This window comes from Acinetobacter sp. YH12046 (genome assembly GCF_013419905.1).
In the GTDB taxonomy this organism is placed as follows: domain Bacteria; phylum Pseudomonadota; class Gammaproteobacteria; order Pseudomonadales; family Moraxellaceae; genus Acinetobacter.
Genome location: NZ_VOZF01000001.1, coordinates 328,779 through 351,531, shown reverse-complemented (window position 1 = coordinate 351,531; position 22,753 = coordinate 328,779). Strand labels below are relative to the sequence as shown.

22 protein-coding genes, 1 rRNA gene and 1 pseudogene are annotated in these 22,753 nt (G+C 44.2%); 7 read left to right on the top strand and 17 right to left on the bottom strand.

What is annotated here, in order from left to right; all coding sequences use genetic code 11:
- From rrf to FTU03_RS01615, 5 genes and pseudogenes are all read left to right on the top strand, one after another.
- Positions 1 to 110, top strand: a 5S ribosomal RNA gene (rrf, locus tag FTU03_RS01635); the annotation flags it as partial.
- 185 nt (positions 111 to 295) lie between these two features.
- Positions 296 to 1,582: a hypothetical protein gene (locus FTU03_RS01630; protein ID WP_179991875.1), complete on the top strand. Its 1,287-nt coding sequence runs from the start codon at positions 296 to 298 to the stop codon at positions 1,580 to 1,582.
- A gap of 6 nt (positions 1,583 to 1,588) precedes the next feature.
- Complete coding sequence (locus FTU03_RS01625; protein ID WP_179991876.1) at positions 1,589 to 2,083, top strand: GGDEF domain-containing protein; 495 nt, start codon at positions 1,589 to 1,591, stop codon at positions 2,081 to 2,083.
- A 143-nt stretch (positions 2,084 to 2,226) separates the two neighbouring features.
- Positions 2,227 to 3,384 carry a PQQ-dependent sugar dehydrogenase gene (locus FTU03_RS01620; RefSeq protein WP_179991877.1) on the top strand — a complete coding sequence of 386 codons (1,158 nt, stop codon included), beginning with the start codon at positions 2,227 to 2,229 and terminating at the stop codon, positions 3,382 to 3,384.
- 376 nt (positions 3,385 to 3,760) lie between these two features.
- A pseudogene (locus tag FTU03_RS01615) lies at positions 3,761 to 4,098 on the top strand (tautomerase family protein).
- A 316-nt stretch (positions 4,099 to 4,414) separates the two neighbouring features.
- Here FTU03_RS01615 and FTU03_RS01610 read toward each other — a convergent pair.
- From FTU03_RS01610 to ribF, 5 genes are all read right to left on the bottom strand, one after another.
- Positions 4,415 to 4,957: an NADPH-dependent FMN reductase gene (locus FTU03_RS01610; RefSeq protein ID WP_179991878.1), complete on the bottom strand. Its 543-nt coding sequence runs from the start codon at positions 4,955 to 4,957 to the stop codon at positions 4,415 to 4,417.
- 133 nt (positions 4,958 to 5,090) lie between these two features.
- The gene (locus FTU03_RS01605; RefSeq protein ID WP_125278879.1) at positions 5,091 to 5,573 is read right to left on the bottom strand and encodes a peptidylprolyl isomerase; all 483 of its coding nucleotides are present in this window, start codon (positions 5,571 to 5,573) and stop codon (positions 5,091 to 5,093) included.
- Positions 5,566 to 6,105: a signal peptidase II gene (gene lspA, locus FTU03_RS01600; RefSeq protein WP_004781354.1), complete on the bottom strand. Its 540-nt coding sequence runs from the start codon at positions 6,103 to 6,105 to the stop codon at positions 5,566 to 5,568. Before lspA ends, FTU03_RS01605 begins: the two co-directional genes overlap by 8 nt.
- Complete coding sequence (gene ileS, locus FTU03_RS01595; RefSeq protein WP_179991879.1) at positions 6,098 to 8,944, bottom strand: isoleucine--tRNA ligase; 2,847 nt, start codon at positions 8,942 to 8,944, stop codon at positions 6,098 to 6,100. The genes lspA and ileS overlap by 8 nt, the downstream gene beginning before the upstream one ends.
- A gap of 64 nt (positions 8,945 to 9,008) precedes the next feature.
- Complete coding sequence (ribF, locus tag FTU03_RS01590) at positions 9,009 to 10,010, bottom strand: bifunctional riboflavin kinase/FAD synthetase (RefSeq protein ID WP_179991880.1); 1,002 nt, start codon at positions 10,008 to 10,010, stop codon at positions 9,009 to 9,011.
- Between the two features lie 208 nt (positions 10,011 to 10,218).
- Here ribF and FTU03_RS01585 point away from each other — a divergent pair, with 208 nt between their 5' ends.
- Both FTU03_RS01585 and FTU03_RS01580 read left to right on the top strand, forming a co-directional pair.
- Entirely contained in the window at positions 10,219 to 11,373 is a 1,155-nt protein-coding gene (locus FTU03_RS01585) for a TDT family transporter (RefSeq protein WP_179991881.1), read from the top strand.
- 104 nt (positions 11,374 to 11,477) lie between these two features.
- Positions 11,478 to 12,044, top strand: a complete 567-nt coding sequence (locus FTU03_RS01580) for a 5'-nucleosidase (protein ID WP_179991882.1) — start codon at positions 11,478 to 11,480, stop codon at positions 12,042 to 12,044.
- A gap of 64 nt (positions 12,045 to 12,108) precedes the next feature.
- Here FTU03_RS01580 and FTU03_RS01575 read toward each other — a convergent pair whose 3' ends face one another.
- The 12 genes from FTU03_RS01575 to FTU03_RS01520 all read right to left on the bottom strand — a co-directional run bounded on the left by FTU03_RS01575 (position 12,109) and on the right by FTU03_RS01520 (position 22,727).
- Positions 12,109 to 12,729, bottom strand: coding sequence for a TetR/AcrR family transcriptional regulator (locus FTU03_RS01575; RefSeq protein WP_179991883.1), 621 nt, complete (start codon positions 12,727 to 12,729; stop codon positions 12,109 to 12,111).
- Positions 12,730 to 13,077: 348 nt separating this feature from the next.
- Positions 13,078 to 13,884: an ABC transporter ATP-binding protein gene (locus tag FTU03_RS01570; RefSeq protein ID WP_179991884.1), complete on the bottom strand. Its 807-nt coding sequence runs from the start codon at positions 13,882 to 13,884 to the stop codon at positions 13,078 to 13,080.
- Between the two features lie 25 nt (positions 13,885 to 13,909).
- Positions 13,910 to 14,725, bottom strand: coding sequence for an aliphatic sulfonate ABC transporter permease SsuC (gene ssuC, locus FTU03_RS01565; RefSeq protein WP_179991885.1), 816 nt, complete (start codon positions 14,723 to 14,725; stop codon positions 13,910 to 13,912).
- On the bottom strand, positions 14,725 to 15,900 hold the full coding sequence (ssuD, locus tag FTU03_RS01560) for an FMNH2-dependent alkanesulfonate monooxygenase (RefSeq protein ID WP_159124170.1): 1,176 nt from the start codon (positions 15,898 to 15,900) through the stop codon (positions 14,725 to 14,727). Before ssuD ends, ssuC begins: the two co-directional genes overlap by 1 nt.
- A 16-nt stretch (positions 15,901 to 15,916) precedes the next feature.
- Entirely contained in the window at positions 15,917 to 16,849 is a 933-nt protein-coding gene (locus tag FTU03_RS01555) for a sulfonate ABC transporter substrate-binding protein (RefSeq protein WP_227607501.1), read from the bottom strand.
- Positions 16,850 to 16,937: 88 nt separating this feature from the next.
- Positions 16,938 to 17,897 (bottom strand): sulfonate ABC transporter substrate-binding protein, encoded by a 960-nt coding sequence (locus tag FTU03_RS01550; RefSeq protein WP_179991886.1) that lies wholly within the window; start codon positions 17,895 to 17,897, stop codon positions 16,938 to 16,940.
- Between the two features lie 336 nt (positions 17,898 to 18,233).
- Positions 18,234 to 19,577 (bottom strand): amino-acid N-acetyltransferase, encoded by a 1,344-nt coding sequence (gene argA, locus FTU03_RS01545; protein WP_179991887.1) that lies wholly within the window; start codon positions 19,575 to 19,577, stop codon positions 18,234 to 18,236.
- A gap of 132 nt (positions 19,578 to 19,709) precedes the next feature.
- The gene (locus FTU03_RS01540) at positions 19,710 to 20,072 is read right to left on the bottom strand and encodes an RcnB family protein (RefSeq protein ID WP_179991888.1); all 363 of its coding nucleotides are present in this window, start codon (positions 20,070 to 20,072) and stop codon (positions 19,710 to 19,712) included.
- 222 nt (positions 20,073 to 20,294) lie between these two features.
- Positions 20,295 to 20,690, bottom strand: a complete 396-nt coding sequence (locus FTU03_RS01535) for an RcnB family protein (RefSeq protein WP_034704024.1) — start codon at positions 20,688 to 20,690, stop codon at positions 20,295 to 20,297.
- A gap of 306 nt (positions 20,691 to 20,996) precedes the next feature.
- Positions 20,997 to 21,152 carry a hypothetical protein gene (locus tag FTU03_RS01530; RefSeq protein ID WP_179991889.1) on the bottom strand — a complete coding sequence of 52 codons (156 nt, stop codon included), beginning with the start codon at positions 21,150 to 21,152 and terminating at the stop codon, positions 20,997 to 20,999.
- A gap of 182 nt (positions 21,153 to 21,334) precedes the next feature.
- The gene (locus tag FTU03_RS01525; protein WP_179991890.1) at positions 21,335 to 21,754 is read right to left on the bottom strand and encodes a hypothetical protein; all 420 of its coding nucleotides are present in this window, start codon (positions 21,752 to 21,754) and stop codon (positions 21,335 to 21,337) included.
- 226 nt (positions 21,755 to 21,980) lie between these two features.
- The gene (locus FTU03_RS01520; protein ID WP_179991891.1) at positions 21,981 to 22,727 is read right to left on the bottom strand and encodes a YciK family oxidoreductase; all 747 of its coding nucleotides are present in this window, start codon (positions 22,725 to 22,727) and stop codon (positions 21,981 to 21,983) included.
- Positions 22,728 to 22,753: the final 26 nt, after the last annotated feature.

Sequence of the window (22,753 nt, the reverse complement as noted above, 5' to 3'; positions counted from 1 at the left end):
CGACCATAGCAAGAGTGAACCACCTGATCCCTTCCCGAACTCAGAAGTGAAACCTCTTAGCGCTGATGGTAGTGTGGGGTCTCCCATGTGAGAGTAAGTCATCGCCAGCTCATTATTCCAAAAGCCCCCTGCTAAGCAGGGGGCTTTTTTTATATTTATATAATCTCTTTTCTCTCTTTAACCACTAATTTTTTACGGCTGTATAATCTCTGATCAGCTGTAAAATGTTATACTACTTGTGTAAATATTTTTTTATTCTCTGAGTCATATGCAGCAGATTCTCATAAACACATTTGTGTTGATATGGCTCAGTTTGATTTCTCCACAGCTATATGCTGTAACAGAATTAAATTTTGATCATCATCAGTATGTCAAACTCGATGGAGAATGGGATTTCTACCCCAATCAGCTGATTGATCCCACTTCTGGGCAGCGATCATCCCCATTAAATTCCTCTAGTCAGACTCTTGCTGCTGAAAAAGTTCATTTACCTAATTCTTTCCTGACCTTAACAGGTCATAAAGACCATATTGGAACTTTTCAAAAAACCTTCAGGCTGCCTGAATCAGCCATTAATCATGCGGTTTATGTTTATGTACCATACCAGTATGGGGCTTATCGCATGTATGTCGATGATCATCTCCTGATAGAAGTAGGGCAGGTAGGCATACATGGTCAGCATCAGACCATGATGGCGCCAAAGCTGGCTTCTTTCTTTCCCTCACAGCGGGAAGTGACGATTACCATTCAGGCTTCAAGTTATCACCATATCCGTGGCGGGCTGGAAAATAGCATGTTTATTGGCTTTAACCAGCCTATTCTGGATAAGTTTTATGATCAGGTAATTCCTTTAAGTGTGATCAGTGGCGTTCTGCTGATGATTGGCTGCTTTATGGTGTTCTTTGCAGTGTTTCGCAGCCTTAAAACGCAAGCAGGTAATTTGTTGCTGTTTCTAGGGTTATTTATTCTGTGCTTGAGCCTACGTAGCTTCTTTGCAGTCCCATTTATTTATACTTTATTCACGAATATTTCCTGGGTATGGGGCACACGATTTGAGTATTTACTGACTGAATTGGCAACTCTGTTCTTCTTGATTTATATCTATTTATTGCCATATCGACTGTTAAATCCTTATTTATTAAAAATCACAGCTTTGCTAATTAGTATCAATGTAGCTGTGACCCTGTTTACGCTGCCTTATATATTCCAGAGCTTCTTTTTCCAGAGCTTTAGTATTGCAGTACTGGTCTTTATTAATCTGCTTTATGGCGCTTACCGCATGCACAAATCGCATGTACGTTATTCCAAGATTAATTCTATTGCGGTGGTGCTGGTCTGCCTGACCTTCCTGCATGACTATTTACTTGCTTTAAAGGTAATTGATTCAGTTGAAATTGCATTTTATACATCTTGTGCCTATTTTATTTTAATTACCTTTCAGCTCAGCCGTGATTATGCGGTGCAAAGTATTAATACCGAGTTGTTAAACAAGCAGCTTTTGCGCCTGAATAAAGAACTTGATCAGAAGGTACAGGACCGTACACGTGATATCACCTTGCTCAATGAGAAACTCGCGCAGTAGGTGAGGTTGGATTCGCTGACAGGTGCCTATAATCGCTTTGCCTTAAATGAACAGCTACAGCAGCAATATGAGCATGCGATAGCAAACCAAACTTCGCTGGCTGTTTATATGATCGATGTGGATTATTTTAAAAACTATAATGACTATTATGGTCATCTCAAAGGTGACTATATTTTAAAAACACTGGTTCAAACCATTCAGCAAATATTGCCTGAAAATGGCTTTCTGGCCCGTTATGGGGGTGAGGAATTTGCGGTTTTACTGGCAGATATTTCCTGGCAGGAAGCCGAAGCTTTTGCCGAGCAACTTTGTGAGGTCATCCGTAAGCTCAATTTGGAACATGCCAATCGTGGGGATGACAAGTCCTGGATCAGTATCAGTGTTGGGGCAGCGATTATGGATGCTGAACATATCTATAGAAATGTTGACCGTTTACTGAAAACAGCCGATCAGCAGTTGTATCAGGCGAAAATTCTTCGCGATTCAGCCTGTATTAAATAATAAAAAATCCAATCAATACATCAGCTATCTTTATCCGATCAAGTTATATCCGCTTACGATTCCTTTACTTTTTTATTATTTTAGCCGCTGTATGGAATGCTAAATTGGTACTTATCTGAATGAAATTAGCATGAAGAATAACAATGAAACAGACTCAAATAGCAGCAATTTTATTATTAGGCTTAGGTTCCTATAGCCTGACTGCCTGTGCCCAAGACAAGACTTCATCACCGGCAGCTGGACAATCCGCTGCCAAAACCACACAGCAAGCCTATAAAGTCGAAGAATTTGCACAATTGAATGAGCCCTGGGCACTGACTGAGCTGCCAGATCAGCGCTTACTGATTACTGAAAGATCTGGAAAGTTAAAATTATTTAATCCAGCCAATCGCAGCACTCAAACTGTTGAGGGTATTCCTCAAGTGGCCTATGGCGGACAAGGTGGCTTAGGCGATGTCGTACTCCATCCTGACTTTGCCAAGAATCAGTGGGTATATCTCAGTTATGCTGAACAAGGGCAGGGTGGTTATGGTGCAGTCGTGGTTCGTGGCAAGTTGGATCTTACCAAGAGCACACCACAACTCACTCAGATCAAAAAAATCTGGACTCAGGTACCGAAATTTTCTTCCGGTCAGGGCCATTATGGGCACCGGATTATCTTTGGCTCAGATAACAAACTCTGGATCAGTTCGGGTGAACGTCAGCAATTTAATCCAGCTCAAGATATGAAATCCAATGCCGGCAAGATTATTCGTCTGAATGATGATGGTTCAATTCCTTCCGATAATCCATTTATGAATCAGGGTGAAATTGCCAAGCAGGCCTGGAGTCTGGGACACCGTAATCCTCTCGGTCTGGCATTTGATCCACAAGGGCAGCTTTGGGTGATTGAAATGGGGCCTAAAGGTGGTGATGAGCTGAATAAAGTGATGAAGGGCAAAAATTATGGCTATCCGATTGTCTCCAATGGGGATCATTATGATGGCAAGCCGATTCCAGATCACAGTACCCGACCAGAGTTTGAAGCACCAGCACTAGATTGGACTCCCGTAATTTCTCCTTCAGACTTGCTGTTCTATACTGGCAATAGCTTTCCTCAATGGAAAAATAAAGCCATTGCTACAGGTCTGTCTTCTCAGGCAATGATCGTGATTGATACTACTCAAAGTCCTGTTAAAGAAATACAGCGACTGGATATGAAAGAGCGGATTCGTGGTGCAATTCAGGCCAAAGATGGCTCACTCTGGGTGATTGAAGATGGTCCAAAAGCCAAGTTGCTTAAGATGACCGCCCCTCAGTAAAAAGCTAAATAGTTAATATCAGAATGAAAGAAAAAGGCCCCAACTCCTGTGAGGGCCTTTTCAAATTTAGCTCAGATACCTTTCCTCCGGTATCGATCAGCATCCTGCCGATGTTTTATTCTTGTTTTTGCAAGACTTCCTGTCTTGGTATGCACTCAATATAGCCTGAGTCAGAAAGCTCGAGTAGAGGCATTGACCGCATCTGCTGTAGGCCAGAGGCGACAAGGTCACTTGAAAATATTTATCCGATCAAATCCCAAGTTATCAGGACAATTTTACGATATGGTAGAGATAGAAGACCTTATTGAAGCTCATCTCTCTATTCAATAAAAAAATATTTAAAAAAATTCCATAACATAATAGAAAGGAGAAGCACATGCCTACCGTTCAAATTGAAGTCCGGCAGCAATATTCCCAGGCTGATGAAGAGCAGTTACTCGACAGCGTATTTCACTGTGTGAAAAATGCCTTTCAACTGCCTGACTATGACCGTAATATCCGGCTGGTGGTACATGAAGCCCATCGTTTTCAATATATGGTTCATCTGGCCCAGCCTGAATACTTTACCTTGATCAGTATTGACTGCTTCGCTGGCCGGAGTCTGGAGACCAAACGCAAACTGTATCAGCAGATTGTGTAGAAAGCTTGGGAAAACTGGGCATTCTGTCTGATCATATTCTGATTCATCTGCGGGAAAGTCCATTGGAAAACTGAGGAATCCGCGGTGGGCAAGCAGCCTGTGATGTCAATGTAGACTTTAATGTAGAGATCTGATTTTTTTTAAGAAAAATTCCTGATTTTAAATACAAAAAAGCCCCAACATCCTGTTGAGGCTTTTCTGGATTTGCTTCTCAGATCTGACTCCTGTCTGATCTGTCAACGTCCTGTTACTCTGCGCTTTTTATTGTTATTGTATCGCTTTGCAGACTTCCTGTCTGTCTATGAATCAAACTATAGCCTTGAACTGAAAGTGAGAATAGCCGACAAATTCTGCGCTGCCTGTAGGCTAAAGCGCACATAACTGTCGTCCTCAGGCACTGACATACTGGATCAGCTTATCCACGACATCTCTGAGTGTTTTGTTATCGAATTCATTCCCTTCAAAGCTGTAGTCTTTATTGCGGCTAAAAATGTCCCGAAGCTCTACAACTGCATTGGTATCCACCATACCGAGCTGAGTGCCGACCTGACGGATCTGATCAATGGAACGTGAGCCGTTGGTGACGCCATAACCGATATAGGCTGCCGGTTTGCCTTGCCATTCCTTGGCCAGATAATCCAGCGCATTCTTTAATGCCGGGCTATAGCCATGGTTATATTCAGGACTGATAAAAATAAATGCATCCGCAAGGGCAATAAAGTCGGCCCATTCCTGCTGTTTCGGCTGATCATAAATACCGGTCAATGGGGGATGAGAACCAGCAAAAAGCGGAAGATCCCATTCTTTTAAGTCGACAAGTTCGGTTTCAAGCGTGCTAAAACCATATTTTTTAATTTCCTGTAGTACCCAATGTGCGACCTTAATTGCTGTACGTCCTTCACGCACACTGCCAACCACAATATAAATTTTCATATCTTTCCCTTTCTTATCGTATTCTCATCAAATTAAATTAATCAGATTTCTGAACAGAGACTAGAGAGGATTTGTATCCAGAAACTAAAAAAGCTCCCGAAGGAGCTGTTTTAAATCATGTGATTAGCCGATATTACATCAGCTTCACGCCTTGCTGGCCAGCTGGAGTAACTTTGAAGATTTCGACTTCAAAGGTGATATTTTTACCTGCAAGCGGATGATTAAAGTCCACTTCGGTAATATCATCATTTACGGATCTTACTACGCCATACAAAGTCGATTTGGCCTTGTCTTCAAACTCGATCATGTGACCTTCGATCGGACGTTCGCCAAATTTCACCGTATCAAATTTTTGGACATTTTCAGGATTCCACGGACCAAAAGCTTCTTCGGGCGGAAGGCTGACGGTACGACGGTCACCAGCACGTAAGCCCATTAAAGCTTTTTCAAAACCTGGTAATAGGTTGCCATCACCAATGGTCAGGCTTACCGGTTCTTCACGGCTACGGGTATTGTCAATTTCTACGCCACTTTCGATCGCGACAGAAAAATGAAGCTCGACTTTAGAGCCGTCTTCAACACGAGTTTCCTCGTTAGGATTAATAAAATCAGTCATGTTGCGCCTGTGCACGTTGAATTCGGTGTTTTTCCAGGAAAAACGTATCAATCAGCAGCAGAATCGTACCTAAAGTAATGGCACTATCCGCAATATTAAAAGCAGGGAAGTGGCTGTTCTGATAATAGACATGAATAAAGTCGACCACATAGCCTAAAGAAATGCGATCAATCAGATTACCAATAGCCCCCCCCAGAATCAGGGCAACTGCTAGTGGCAAGACTTTCATGCTCTTTGGCATACGCATCAGCCAGAACACGAAAACCACAGACACTAAACCTGCAAGTGAGGTAAAGAAATAACGTTGCCAGCCACCGGCATCGGACAAGAAACTAAAGGCAGCGCCATAGTTATGTAACAGTGTCCAATTTAAAAAGGGCAGGACGGGCACCGGATCTGCATATTCCAGATGTGTTACCGCAATCCATTTGGTCCATTGATCTAGAATGATCGCCAGAATAGCCAGTCCAATCCACCACAAATTGTGAGGATAGAACTGGAACAGACCCTTTTTCTGCTGTGGGTTAGGCATATTTTCTCTCTTCACCTTGGCCGCTCGGGAGGTTAATGATACAACGACCGCATAGTCCTGGATGTGAGGCATGTGTATTCACATCAGGAAGTACATGCCAGCAGCGTACACATTTCTCGCCATCTGCCGCAGATACTTTCACGCGTAGACCTTCAAGTTCAGCATCATTGCCTTGAGCAGCATCAAACGGATTCACGATCACCTGAGAAGTGATCAGAACGAAACGCAGCTCATCACCCAGACGGTCTAGAACAGCTTTCAGTTCATCATTGGCCCACAGCTCAACTTTGGCAGACAGGTTTGAACCCACCAGTTTCTCGTTACGCGCATTTTCAATGTGCTTGTTCACCGCAGATTTCACTGTAATCAGGGTTTGCCAGTCTGCTTCAGACAACAGGTTTGCCTGTGCTGAAACTGGAATATCGTACCATTCAGCAGTGAACACATATTTCTCGCTTTGACCTGGAATTAGTGGCCATGCTTCTTGAGCGGTGAAGCTCAGGATTGGTGCCATCCAGCGAACAAAGGCTTGTACCAGATGATACAGCGCAGTTTGCGCAGAATGACGTGCCTGCGAGTCTGCTTTAGTAGTGTATTGACGGTCTTTGATGATGTCTAAGTAGAAACCACCGAGGTCGTTAATACAGAAATTGGTCAAGGCATTGGTCACGATATGGAAGTTCATATCTTCATATGCTTTCTTGATGGTTTCCTGTACATCATTGGCGCGTTGCAGGATGTATTGATCCAGTGCAATCAGTTGATCTACAGGTAGGGCATCAGTTGCCGGATTGAAGCCATTCAGGTTTGCCAGCAAGAAACGCAAAGTATTACGGATACGACGGTAACCATCTGATGCACGGTTAAAGATTTCTTTACCTGCGGTCATTTCATAACGGTAATCTGCTGAAGCGATCCAGAAACGCAGGCCGTCTGCACCCATGTTCTTGATAATGTCTTGCGGAGTAATGATATTACCCAGCGATTTCGACATCTTGCGACCTTTCTCATCAACCACGAAACCGTGAGTCAGCAGACCTTTATATGGCGCACGTTGATTGATTGCCATAGAGGTCAATAATGAAGACTGGAACCAGCCACGGTGTTGGTCAGAACCTTCAAGATACAGATCAGCCGGATCGGTCAATTCTTCACGGTCACGCAGCACTGCATAGTGGGTTGTACCAGAGTCAAACCATACGTCTAAGGTATCGCGAACCGCGTTGTACTGCTCAGCATCATCACCGATGAAGTCTTTCGCTTCACGGTTATACCAGGCATCAATACCTTCCTGTTCGATTAGTTTAGCCACTTCTTCGATCAGTTCAGGTGTACGAGGATGCAGTTCATTGGTGTCTTTGTGCACGAAGAATGGGATTGGCACACCCCAGGTACGTTGACGTGAGATACACCAGTCCGGACGGCCTTCAATCATCGCCTGAATACGGTTTTTACCCCAATCCGGTACGAAGCTGATGTCATTTTCAATGGCATTCAATGCGCCTTGACGTAGACCTTTTTCATCCATGCTGATGAACCATTGTGGGGTCGCACGGAAGATGATTGGAGTTTTATGACGCCAGCAGTGCGGGTAGCTATGCTTGATAGGCTTATGTGCCCATAGCTTGTTAGCTTCGCCAAGTGCCGCAATAATTTGGGGATTGGCCTTGTAGATGTGCTCGCCTGCAAATAGTGGTGAAGTCGGTAAATACACACCATTACCACCTACAGGATTATCTACTTTCAGGTTATACAGCAGACCAACTTTATAATCGTCCACACCGTGGCCAGGTGCAGTATGTACAGCACCAGTACCGCTGGTTGCAATAACGTGTTCACCCAGAATCACTGGCACTTGACGCTCAGCGATTAAAGGATGTTGTAGTACCAGATTCTCAAGTTTCGCACCGGCAAAATCTGCAATTACTTCAACCGCATTAAAACCATAACGTTCAGTCGCAGATTCAACCAGATCTTTGGCCAGGATAAAGTTTTGCGCCGCTTTATCTTCACCACGTGCAACAACCAATTGGTATTCAATTTCAGCGTGCAGAGCAACCGCCTGGTTCGCAGGCAGGGTCCAAGGCGTAGTTGTCCAGATTACGATATCGGTTGAGTCTTTAACTTCAACACCTAAACGTGCAGACAGATCCGCCAGATCCACCACGGTGAAACCCACGTCAATCGCGTCTGACTTTTTATCTTCATATTCAACTTCAGCTTCAGCCAGTGCTGAACCACAGTCCAGACACCAGTTCACCGGTTTAAGACCTGGCTGGATATGGCCATTTTTCGCGATTTCACCGAGTGAACGCACGATGTTGGCTTCCTGCTTGAAGTTCATGGTGAGGTAAGGATTGCTCCAGTCACCAAACACGCCCATACGGATGAAGTCTTTTTTCTGTAGCTCCACCTGACTCAATGCATATTCGCGGCAAGCTTTACGGAAAGTAGGCGCATCCACTTTAACGCCGACCTTACCGACTTTTTCTTCAACTTTCAGTTCAATTGGAAGACCGTGACAATCCCAGCCTGGCACATAAGGCGCATCAAAGCCGTCCATGATGCGGCTTTTAATGATGATGTCTTTAAGTACCTTGTTGACTGCATGACCTAAGTGAATCTGGCCATTGGCATATGGAGGGCCATCATGAAGCACGTATTTTTTCTTGCCAATTCGCGATGCACGAATCTGCTGATAAATGTCATCGGCATACCACTCTTCTAACCATTTCGCTTCACGTACTGCCAGATTTGCTTTCATTGCAAAGTCAGTACCTGGGAGGTTCAGCGTGGCTTTATAATCCACTGCATTTTCAGGAGTTTGCTTATCGCTCATGCAAGTTGTCTTCCAATTTAATCAGTCATTAGACTGACACGTTTTACAATAAAAATACGGGACATTAAAAGGGAAATGTGGGGTGTTTTCGACGAAACTCAAGCAGTTTCTCAACATCATCATCAATTCCGGCCTTTAACGCTTCAAGCGAAGGATAATCTTTTTCGCCATGCAGATAATTCAAGAAGGTTACCCGCATTAACAGGCCATACAGATTAGCAGAAACATCAGGAAAATGTACTTCTAATCGCCATTCCGGATGAGTCTGTTTGATCGCAGGGCGGGTACCTACATGACCGGCACCAAACAGGCTGCCCTGATCATAGCCGGCAATACCCGGCTGTTCAGGATTTTCTTGCTGAACCTTGGCGCTGAGTGATCCGGTTTCACAGACGACTTCAACCCCATAAATACCCTGCAGACAGGGTCTATGCCGGTTTAACCGGACATTAATGGTCGGGAAATCAATGGTACGGCCAATCTGGTCGCCGTATTGCACCCGGCCGGTAATACTATAAGGACGTCCCAGTAATTTGGCTGCCAGAGCCAGGTCACCCGCTTGCAGAGTCTGACGGATGCGGGTAGAACTGACCCGTTCACCATCCAAGGCAATGGTATGCAGGTTGGTAACCTTAAATCCGTAGTCTCGCAGGAATTCACTATTACCTTGACGGTTTTTACCAAAGTGAAAATCATCCCCCAAGACCAGATGCGCTGCATTCAGTTTATCTTTCAGAATGTCGGCAAAGGCTTCGGCACTCAGGCTACGAAAATGATGATCAAACTTGGCGACCGCAATATAGTCCACACCCAGTTCGCTTAGATATTCCACTTTTTCACGCAAAGAGGAAATACGCGGCGGTGCTTCATAACCTTTAAAAAATTCAAGCGGTTGTGGCTCGAAAATCATCACAACAGTTTTTAGTTGCTCAGCTTCTGCAACAGCTTTTAACTGTTTGATCATGGCCTGATGACCCAGATGCACGCCGTCAAAATTACCAATCGTAACGGCGGTTTTTGGCAATTCAGAATATGACGCTAAAGCATTGAGACGGAGCAGCTGCATAGGCGAAATCAGGGAATTGAAAAATAGGAAAGGCTATATATTGCCATAATCTCAGCGTTTCGTCTTGTTGTTGTGTTTTTAGACAATAAAATTAATGCAATGATGAACTTATAATAAATTAAATTGATAATAAAAATTAATATTAATCAATTTAATTTATATTTGATTATTCGTATGATGGTTCTAACATCCTTTCAGAGTGGAGCTGATGAAAAAGCCATTTGCCGATTTAAATCGAGTTTCTGACCTGATCCGTGAGTTCACACCGAACTGGTTCACAGTAACCATGGGTACCGGTATTGTCGCTTTAATTATCGCAGAATCTCCGCTGGCTTCTGAGCTTTTCTGGCAAATGGGTGCCGGGCTTTGGCTTTTGAATATCATCTTATTTGTTGCTTTCCTGAGTCTTTATGCGCTGCGCTGGATTTATTACCCAGTTGAAGCCAAACAGATTTTTCAGCATCCAAATATGAGTTTATTTTTGGGTGCAATCCCGATGGGGCTTGCCACAATCATCAATGGCTTTCTTAAATTTGGTATTGATCAAATGGGCGATATTGCCGTACAGATTGCAGGACTACTTTGGTATGTCGATGTTGCACTTGCGGTTGTGATTGGGTGGGCCGTGCCATTTTTTATGTATAGCCGGCAGAAGCATGAGTTTAAAAGCATGACAGCAGTGTGGTTACTGCCCATCGTGGCATGTGAGGTTGCTGCAAGTAGTGGGGGATTGTTATTGGCCCATCAGGAGCCAACTCAACAGAGCGTCATGATTCTACTCGGCAGCTATATGCTGTGGGGAATTTCAGTTCTGCCTGCATTCGGAATTCTGAGCATTTTAATGTTGCGTCTGGCTTTACATCAGTTACCTGAAAAAGAAATGGCCATTAGCAGTTGGCTTGCCCTTGGGCCAATTGGTACAGGTGCATTGGCATTGTTATTACTGGGTCATCAGGCACCGCAAGTGTTGGCAGTGATAGATCAATACAGTCTGGGACTGTTTTTAGAACAGGTGGGTATTATGGGTGCCTTAATCCTGCTTGGTTTTGCTGTCTGGTGGTTTGGTATTGCCTTATTGACCACCTTATCTCATGCCAAAAAGCAGTTGCCCTTTAACTTGGGCTGGTGGGGACTCACCTTTCCAATCGGTGTATTTACTTTGGCGATATTTAATCTGGCTGCTGTACTAGAGCTTCAATTTTTATATGCGGTTGCTTATGCACTGGGAGGTGTATTAGTCATGTTATGGATACTGGTTGCAACTAAAACGGCAGCAGGTTTTTATCATGGCAATTTAATCTTTTCACCTTGCCTTAAACAGTATTTGCAAAACCAGCAAATTGCGAAGGCCACAGAAAAATAAGAATGCAATTCCTTGTATGATTGAGCATCTAAAATGATGCAACTCAGGCTGCTTTGTGCTGCTGTTTTATGGTATATCACTGCCATACAGCGCAGGAGAGAATTGTGAGTCAAGAAATTGCATTAATTATGGCACTTCCGAATGAGTCCAAGGGCTTGTTTGAAGCAGAAGGTATTGAAGTACATTACAGCGGGATTGGCAAAATTAATGCGGCCTTTAAAGCCTTTGAAGTGATTCAGAAGACGGGCTGCACTACCTTACTGAACCTGGGTACAGCAGGGAGTACGCATTTTAATGCACATGAACTGATTGAAGTCAGCCAGTTTGTACAGCGTGATATGGATGTTTCACCACTCGGTTTTGAAATCGGCGTTACGCCGATGGATCAGCATTTCCCGGGTGCTATTGAGCTGGAATCGTTCTTTGAACATTTGCCGAAAGGGATTTGCGGGACAGGTGATAGTTTTGAAACCAGCATATCGAAAGTCACGTGTAATCTGGTTGATATGGAAGGCTATGCTTTGGCAAAAGTCTGTAAAAAACTGGGTGTTCGCCTGATTTCAGTCAAATATATCAGTGATGGTGCCAATGAAACTGCGCATCTGGACTGGGAAGAGAATCTGTTGCTGGGTGCGAGGAAGTTATTAGATTTATATCGAATGGTAAAATAAAAGGGAGGCTCAAGTTTGCTCGGCGACCATAGGAGCTATGGCCGTATGCCAATCATAAGTGCGCTTATTGATCCTTACGTGGGATCACGCCATATAACATCATGTTTACCGTATGCTGGATAATCCGTTGTTGCATGCTGCGGTTACGCAAGGTCTTGCCTGTTACCATTTCCATCTGGGTCGCGAAATCTGCGTAGTTCTGGGTCACGGCCCAAATATTCAGAATCAGCAGTTCAGGATCGATATCTTTAGAAATCTTGCCTTGTTCCTGCCAGTTTGAAATCACTTTGGCTTTACGCTTGACCAGTTTTTTCAATGGACCTTTTAAGATTTCTAAAATGTGCGGCGCACCCTGAATCACTTCCAGAGCGAACAGGCGTGAAGCTTTAGGCTGGGTACGCGATACTTCAATTTTTTGCATCAAATAATTGGTAATCGCTTCTTCAGGCTCAAGATCAGCTTCTAGCATTTGTAAAGGTGCCAGCCATTTTTGTAGAACGGTCGTTAAAACCTCTACATAGAGCGCCTCTTTATTTTCGTAATAATAGAAAATATTCGACTTATGCATTTCTGCAATTTGCGCGATCTCATCTAAACTCGCCCCATTAAAACCGTATAGGGAAAAAACATCGAGTGCAGCATTCAGCAGCTGGTTGCGTTTTTGAGTACTCTTTTTTTGTTCCATCAGCAAATATTAAAAACAATTAAAAAGGGAATTTTTAATTGTACGTCAAATCATCAGATTTGTGCATCAAGTCAGGTGCTAATTTTATGAATAATGATGATTTATTCTTTAGATTAAAGATATAATTAGTATCGGTTTAAGGCGCAGGAATTAAAAACCAAGCTTTTGAAAAGGTTGATGATTTTTTAAGTACTAATTATTACCTTGAAGCATCATAAAGTTAAAATAAAATTAATGAATGAAGTTGAAATTTTGCCAATTGCTGAATAAATAATCAGTGAGACAGATATTCTCTTGATTCGAAATAAGGAATCCAGAATAAACAGTTATTCCAGATTCCCTCACATTTTAGGTTGCCAGAACGGCATTCAGAACCTGCTGTTCAAGTTCGGCGAATTTCACATTCTTTTGTCGTGGACGTGGAAGATCAACTTTGAACTCTTTGGTAATATGGCCTTTATCCAACAGGATAATCCGGTCTGCCAGTTGTACGGCTTCACTCACGTCATGGGTGACCAGAATCGCGGTAAAGCCCTGTTCAGTCCATAATTTTTCAATTAGGTTCTGCATATCCAGACGGGTCAGGGCATCCAGCGCACCAAGTGGTTCATCTAGCAATAAAATACGTGGCTTATGTGACAAGGCACGTGCCAGAGCTGTACGCTGACGCTGACCACCAGACAGTTGTGAAGGCCAAAGTCCAGCTTTTTCTTTTAAGCCGACTTTCTCCAGCATTTGTGATGCATTGTCATGCTGGTCTTTTGGTAAGCCGAGTTGCACGTTCTGTTCGATGCTGCGCCATGGCAATAAACGCGGATCCTGGAACATCACGCGGATATCATCAGCGGTGATGCCTTCACGGATATGACGTGCGGACTTGAATTTAATTTCGCCATAGCTCTGTTTTTCTAAATCTGCAATCAGACGAAGCAGGGTACTTTTACCACAGCCACTACGTCCAACAATCGCCAGAAATTCACCCGGCTGAATATGCAGGTCCAGATCTTCCAGTACCTTCACCGAACCATAGAACTTGTGCAGCTGTTCAATAATGATTTCGGCACCCGCAACGGCATTGGGATTGATGTCGGTTGCAGCAGGCTCCTGCACTGCAGTCGGATCATTGGCAAGACGCCCTAAGCTGAGATCAGTCATCACATGCTCCTCAATATTTTTTCAATTATTTTTGATAGCCAGCATGCCAGCGCAGCAGGAATCGTTCTAAGGCCACGGCTAGGACATCTGCCAGTTTACCGAGCAGGGCATACAGTAAAATACCCACCAGTACGACATCAGTTTGCAGGAATTCACGCGCATTCATGGTCATATAACCGATACCGGACTGGGCAGAAATCGTTTCAGCCACAATCAGCAGTACCCAGACCAGACCAAGTGAAAAACGTAGGCCGACCAGAATTGAAGGCATTGCCCCTGGCAGGATGATTTCTTTATAAAGCTGCCAGCGAGTCAGGCCATAGCTTTTACCCATTTCAATCAGCTGGGGATCGACTGAACGAATCCCATGATAGGTATTGATGTAGATTGGGAAAAACACACCAATCGCGACCAGGAACAGCTTGGCTGATTCATCAATCCCGAACCATAAGATGACTAGGGGAATGAGTGCCAGTGCAGGAATATTGCGGATCATCTGCAAGGTGGTGTCGAGCAGGGTAGAGGCAGTTTTGGATGAACCATTTAACAGACCCAGCAATAGACCCAAACCACCACCTACCAATAATCCGCTGATGGCACGTCCTGCACTGACTTGCACATGCGTCCACAGTTCACCGCTGAGCAATAAATTCCAGAAGGCTAAAACCACGGCACTCGGTGCAGGCAGAATCCGGCTTTCCAGCAGGCCTGTGCTAGAGGCAATTTGCCAAACTGCAATCAAGAAAATTGGAACCAGCCAGGGCAGCAGATGCTGCTCCAGAATTGTTCCACGTGAAACCTTCTTTTCTGCGAGGGTTTCAACTGAAACGACTTTCGACATTAAGCTGGCTCCTGAATACTCTCAGCCTTCTTGTTCTCATCTGGAGTGTAGTTATTTGCCACAATCTCACCGAATGGACCAGTCAGGTTTGGCTGAGCCAGTTTTTGCTGAGTTTCAAGCGGAAGTAATGGGAATACCAGTTCCGCAAAACGGATCGATTCTTCCAGATGTGGGTAGCCTGAGAAAATGAAGGTATCGATACCTAGATCAGCATATTCCTGAATACGTGCTGCGACAGTTTCTGGATCTCCTACAAGCGCTGTACCTGCACCGCCACGTACCAGACCTACACCTGCCCACAGGTTTGGAGACACTTCGAGTTTGCTACGGTCGCCATTGTGCAGCTCAGCCATACGACGTTGGCCGACAGAGTCCATTTGCTTGAATTTCGCTTGTGCAGCAGCAATGGTGGCATCATCCACATACTGGATGAGCTCGTCTGCTGCTCTCCATGCTTCTTCATTGGTTTCACGCACGATCACATGCAGACGGATACCGTAGCTCAGCTTGCGACCTTTCGCTTCCGCTTTGGCACGCACATTTTCAATTTTTTCTTTCACTGCTGCAGGTGGCTCACCCCAAGTCAGGTAAGTGTCAACCTGATCAGTGGCCAGTTCAACGGCTGCATCTGAAGAACCACCGAACCAGAGTGGTGGATATGGTTTTTGAACTGGTGGATAAAGCAGTTTGGCATCATCTACACTGAGACGTTCGCCATGGAAAGTGAAGCTTTCGCCGGTATGTGAACGGGTCAGGATTTCACGCCAGATGGTGGTGTATTCAGCTGCAGTCTTGTAGCGTGTTGCATGATCTTCATAAACGCCGTCGCCTTTTAGCTCTTGCTCATCACCACCCGTCACCAGGTTCAGCAATACACGGCCACCAGACAGACGGTCAAAGGTTGCAGCCATACGTGCAGTCAGGGCAGGCGTAGTAACACCTGGACGCAGCGCGACGAGGAATTTCAATTTTTTAGTGGCATCAATCAGGCTGGCAGCAGTTAACCATGGATCTTCACATGAACGGCCAGTCGGGATTAATACACCTTCATAACCAAGATTATCGACCGCAACCGCAATCTGCTTCATGTAGGCATGATCGACCTGGCGTGCACCTTTGCTGGTACCTAAGTAGCGGCTGTCGCCATGTGTCGGGATAAACCAGAAAATTTTCATGTCTTTGATCCTTAGATTATTTGCCTGCCCAAACGGCTTGCTGAATATTGATAGATTTCGGAATGATCTTGAGTTCGCTGAAATGGTTTGCGAGTTCCTGCTGATCGGCAATCACTTTCTTGGTGAGCGGTGCCGCACCAGACGGATTCGGACGACGCTGGATAAAGGTCTGGCTGACAATCGGTTTTAGACCGGTACTTTGTGCAAAGATGCTTGCAGTTTCAGCCTTATGGCTTTGTACCCATTTATCTGCAACATTTACCTGCTTGATAATGCCTTTTAAGGCTTGCGGGTGATTTTTGATCAAATTTTCTGAAGCGAGGTAAAAGGTGTAATTGGGACTTAAGCCCTTGCCTGAAGATAAAACTCTGGCTTTATCTTCTACTTGAGCCGCAGCATAGTACGGATCCCAAATCGCCCAGGCATCAATCGCCCCTTTCTGGAAAGCTGCACGCGCATCAGCAGGGCTTAACCAGACCGGCTGGATATCGGTCCATTGCAGACCCGCTTTGCGTACTGCCTGCACCAGTAAATAATGTGAGCTTGAACCGCGGTGTACGCCGACACGTTTACCTTTGAGCTGGCTCAGCTTGGTAATTTTGGAATTATGCTGGACCAGAATGGCAGAAGATAAAGGTTTTGCAGTTTCATAAGCAAAATAGTGCAATGGCTTATTGCCTGCCTGAGCGTAGACAGGAGGTGTATCTCCAGTTGCACCTACATCAATAGAACCTACCGCCAATGCTTCTAGAATTTGTGGTCCGCCTGGGAATTCATTCCAGCTGATTTTTGCATTTGGAAATTCTTTTTCAAACAGTTTTTGCTGCTGGGCAATGACCAGGTTCACAGAAGCTTTTTGATAGCCCACACGAAGCTGTTTAACAGAAGGATCTACTGCCCAAGCGGCACTTGAACCCAACATCGCGCAAGCAACTAATGCAGCGTTCATTCCATGACTGGAGGTCTTGAACCATGTGATTGCTTTGTTGTGTAGCTGATGTTGAGTCATGATTAAATCCCCTAAATTGTTCTTTGGTTTACTTCGCGATAATTGCAGATTGAATATTCAGTTTGGCTGGAATCAGTTGCTGGCCATAAAAGGCATCAGCCACCTGTTGTTGTTTTTGTGCCACTTCGGGAGTGAGTGGTTTTACTCCAAAACCCATGCGTGAAATAGACGTTTTCAATACATCAAATGCCAGACCTGTTGGTTTTTCCAGAAGTTTGGCGGCTTCATCCTGATGAGCAGAGACCCACTCAGTGGTCAGATTGAGTTCATTCACGACAGCTTCAATAATCTGTGGGTTGGCTTCAGCAAACTTGCGATCTGCCAGATAGAACTGATGGTTACTGATGATGTTCTCACCCGTTGCGATGACACGGGCACCAATCTGATGTTCTGCTGCAGCGAAGAACGGGTCCCAGATCACCCAGGCATCGACAGCACCGCGTTCAAAAGCGGCACGGGCATCAGAAGGTGGCAGGTAAACCACTTCGATATCACTGAGTTTCAGATTGTTGGCTTCAAGGACTTTAAGTAGTAAGTAATGAACATTTGAGCCTTTATTTAAGGCAACACGTTTGCCTTTCAGATCCTGAACTGACTGGATATTCGAATCTTTTTGTACGATTAGCGCTTCAGCTTTCGGTGCTTCAGGCTGATTGGCCACATAGACCAGATTTGAGTTCGCTGCTTGAGCAAAGATCGGTGGCGCTTCACCGGCTTCACCAAAAGATACGCTGCCGACATTCAAGCCTTCAAGCAACTGAGGACCAGCCGGGAATTCAACCCATTTCACATTCACGCCTTGTTCTTTTAATGACGTTTCTAAGGTGCCACGTTCTTTTAAGATCGGCAGTACGCCATATTTCTGGAAACCAATATTCAGGGTCACGGCTTCCTGTTTTTTGCCACAGCCAGAAAGCATCATCACGCCAGCCACCGCAGCACTAAGGACCGCAGTTTTTGTGAATAATTGAATGTGTGATTGGCGCATGAATCAGAACTCCTGAAAATTTAGAAATGTGAAATGAAGAGCTTAGGCATACGCTAAAGCTTTTTACTTTTCTAAAAAAATAACTATTCAGGAATTTCTAATGAAGAAAAAAGATAAATAAAAAAGTGCAAAACTTATGCAGGAAAGTGATTTACATATTAATTTAGGAAGAAAGAGTAATTGGTATAAGATAATGAAATATAAAACTATTTATTCTAAATAAAGTGACCAGATATGCTTATTAGAAAATCAGCAATAAGATTTTTATACTGAATGCAGGTTTTATGAATATCGTTATCTAAAATAAAGATATGAGAGCGCATAAAAAAAGTCACTTTAAAGTGACTTTTTGCAGACAATTGAATTGCGCTGATAATTATAAAAAGCCTGTCGGGCATCGGGCAAATCATCTACTGATGCCGGTTCAAAGCCCTGTTCCAGAAACCAGTGTGCAGTACGGGTCGTTAAAATAAACAGTTGCTGAATACCCAGACTTTTGGCCTTATCTTCCAGATAATGCAGAATCTGGCTACCGCGGTTGGATTGACGGTAACTTGGATCTACTGCAACGCAGGCGATTTCTGCAGAACGCAGTTCATTGCCCGTAGTCGGAATCGGATACAGGGCAGCACAAGCCAGAATCATGCCGTCACGCTCAATTACGGCAAACTGGTCAATTTCATTTTCCAGACGTTCCCGCGAACGGTAAACCAGAATGCCTTCTTCTTCCAAGGGGCGAAGCAAGCGGATCAGGCCACCAACATCCTGAATGTCGGCCATACGCACTTCTTCATAATGCGCATCGGTGATCATGGTGCCGGAACCATCCCGGGTGAACAGTTCTTCCAGCAAGGCGCCGTCATAGGTATATGAAATCAGATGAACACGATTGACGCCATTTCGGGAAGCTTCCTGAGCGGCCTTGAGCTGGAGCCGAATTTCAATATCCTGTTCATCAGAAAGAATATAGTCATCCAGTTGCTGTGGGGTTACTTCCCGTTTTAACTGGCCCTTACTGTCGAGCAGACCATGCTGTCGACCCAAGATAATCAGTTTATCTGCTTTGAGGCGGGTCGCAGTTTTGGTTGCAACTTCTTCAGCTAGAAGGTTAAAAACTTCGCCTGTCGTTGAATAGCCGGTCGGACCGAGAATCACAATATTATGATTGTCCAGATGACGTTGAATCGCATCAGTATCAATCGCCCGAACTTCACCAGTTAACTGAAAATCGACCCCGTCACGGATGCCATAAGGTTTGGCTGTCACAAAATTTCCAGAAACGGCATCAATGCGCGCACCATACATGGGTGAGTTAGCCAGCCCCATCGATAATAGCGCCTCAATCTGTAAACGGATCGATCCTACAGCATTCAGTACACAGCTTAAGGATTCACGTGTCGTCACCCGACGCTGCTGGTGGAAAGGGGTCTCGAAACCACTCGCAGCCAGATTCTGGTTAATCTGCGGACGTGCGCCATGCACCAGAATCAGACGGATTCCTAAAGAATTGAGCAGGGCAATATCATGAATGATGTGCTGAAAGTTGTCATGCAATACCGCTTCACCATCAAACATGATCACAAAGGTTTTATTGCGATGAGCATTGATATAAGGCGCAGAATGGCGAAACCAGTGCACATATTGCAAGGTGTTGCTCGGTGAGGTTTCTGCTGCAGTCATAGCTGTGCCTATTTCAACATTTAAAGATCTAGCTTTGATTCTAATGAAAAAATACTGAAGTGGAAGTACAGATATAAAAAAACACCTGAAGCGAGCTTCAGGTGTCTGCTAGAAGGGCAGAAAAGAGAATGATTAGTTGATGATTCGAATAATCTTGTCATTACGATCGTTGACTAGTACATAGTCACCATTGATTTTATACCATTGCTGGTTTTTACCTGCTTTCGGCAAACGGCGTGCTTCATAGCCACTGACTTCAAAGCGACGGTTGTCATACCGGTTTGGCAGTTTTTGACCTACGCGCCAGTCACGGCTTGGGTTAACCCCACGGTTGTTATAACGACGGTCATCCCATTTTTTCGCATCTTTATGATCCCAGTGCGGTGCCGGTTTATGCGGTGCATAACGTGGATCATGATGCTGCGGTGCTGCCATTGCAGAAGTAGCAACCAGCGCACTAAGAGATAAGGCAATTGTAGTTAAAACTTTTTTCATGGCTCTCACCTAAAAATCTGTACATGTTTTCGATGAGATTAAATTAGCGAATAAGTGGATAGAAAGCGTGAGGCCAGTTTAGTGGAATTGTTAAATTCATGAAGGAATTTAGGAGATTAGCCACGATTAAAAGGAAAGCTCTAAAATAAGAAAAAGCCTAAAAAGGCTCATCCTAAAAATCAAAAAGCCCAAACAAGGTTGGGCTTTGCATCAGGTTCTAAATCAGTCTCCGATAATCCGGACAATACTGTTATTTTCAGAGTTCACCAGAATGTAGTCATTGTTGACTTTGTACCATTGCTGCTTACGGTCTGGTTTAGGCAGTTTATGGTCCTTATATTCGACCTTGTAGCCATTACTGCGATAATGCTGCGGCATGACATAGCCAGGCTGCCAGCGTAACTGTTGCAGACGTTTAACACCACGTTCTTCACGCATACGACGTTTATCATACTGGTCTTGGTGATCGTCATGGAACTCACGCGATTTCTTGGCCTGATGATGACCCGGACCTCGTTCCATACGCTGTTCATCATTGAAATGAGGGGCAGCGTTTGCAACATTTGCCAGCATGAATGCACTGCAGGACATCGCCAATGCTACCAGAACCTTTTTCATGTTGAACCCTCATTCAATTGTTCATTTTCTACAGTAACTAATGTACGGAAAAATTGCAGAGAAACTGTGAAGAACTGGCTGAAGTTTTATATCAATTACAGAGAAATTATGATTATGCCATGATTTTACATAAGCTTAGGATGCACTTCAGTCAGTTGACCAGTTATGCCCAGCCCCATTGGCATTTCAGCAAAACCGGGATCAAGATGCAAGCGCAATGTCCTGAATTGTGTATCAAAACCGTCTCAAATTAGTGGAAAAATATTCTTTTTAAGCACCAGATCTTGATTCAGTCATTACAATTTTTTAGTTCCACTGTTCTGTTAAACCCTGTAAAGACTGAATGGCTTCAGCCACAGACTCTGCCTCGACTGCATCTTCTAAAGCCAAAATGAGGGCAGTTGATAACTGCAAGTTTTCAATACGACGAATAGTTTCAGTTTTACGTTTTTGGTCTGTCATTTAATTTTCCTTCGCTTTGATTTAACTTGAAAAGCATTATAAAAATTTTATATTAATTTGAAAAACCGAATAATTTTATATTATTGATTCATTAAAACGATTTATATCTGTTTTTTAAAGAATTTAAGGATAAAAAAAGCGCATTATCAGTAAATGCGCTCTTCGGGATCTAATGAACGATCTTAATAGGCATAGTTCAGGTCAGTATAGTCACTTAGGGATTTCTGCACATGTGCCTGAATAAAGGCATGCACATCTTCCGCTGTCATTGCTTTGCCCTGATTGCTGATCACATGTTCAATTTCAGGCTGACCTTCGATCTTGATGCGATAGACAAAGTGTTTCGCTACCTGATAACGATCGCCCAGCTTTTCGATACCCATCACATAATGATAGGAATGTTCAAAATTCAGATCGGTATGGGAAAAGACAAACTGGTCAAACAGTTTCAGTTTTTGACCATTTTCGAGTGCCTGAATGTCATCGACAATGCTGGCATCAAACTTCATGCCGTATTTTTCAGAGATCGGCTGCTGATCGACCAGCAGAGAGACCATGCCATCTTCCAAAGTCGTCACGGTGATGTTGTTTAAGTCAGTCATGTTGCACTCAAATAAAAATCTGTTGGCGCTAGTATAGGGGAATTTGTAGCGAACTGAATAAAGACAGTATTGTAGAAATAAGAAAGGTCTGGCTGATTCAGTCTGAAATCTGGATGAATTGGGCAGAAGAATAAGCCAGCTTTCAAATGGGTCTTATCTTTATAGAGTTTAAAAAAAACAAAAAGCCAATGCGGACATTGACTTTTAAATAGGTGTCAATTAAAGATTAGTCCTGCGCATCAATACTTTGACCGTTCATATGCAAGCTATCTTCACCCATCAGGTACAGATAGGCTGGCATGATGGAATCCGGTGTCGGTAAGGTTTTCGGATCTTCATTCGGATAAGCCTTGGCACGCATTGCCGTACGTGTAGCGCCTGGATTGATACAGTTAAAACGGATATTCGAATTGACCCGTTCTTTGGCAAATAACTGGCTCACTGCTTCAATGGCAATTTTTGAAACTGAATAAGCGCCCCAGCATTCCCGGGCTTCACGACCTACGCCGGAACTGGCAAAGACCACCGAAGCATGTTTGGATTTTTCCAGCAGAGGTAACAGGGCTTGGGTAATCACAAAAGGCGCACGAAGGTTAACTGCCATGACATCATCCCAGACATTGACCGGGTATTCCGCCAACGGCACTCGTTCGCCTAAAATACCGGCATTATGCAAAATCCCGTCCAGACGGCCAAACTGACGATCGAGCGTGTCGAGCAATAACTCATAATCACGTTCAGAGGCGCTAGATAACTGTAATGGGAGAATGGCAGGTTGCGGCGCCCCCAAGCTTTCAATCTCGTCATAAATGACTTCAAGCTTGTTTAAGGTACGCCCGTGCAGAACTACAGTTGCCCCATGCAGGGCATAGCTGATTGCTGCTGCACGACCAATGCCATCGCCCGCACCCGTGATCAGGATGATACGATCTTTTAACAGATCGGGGCGAGGTTGATATTCTGAATACTTCATTATCTACCTCCTCATTATTATTGTTA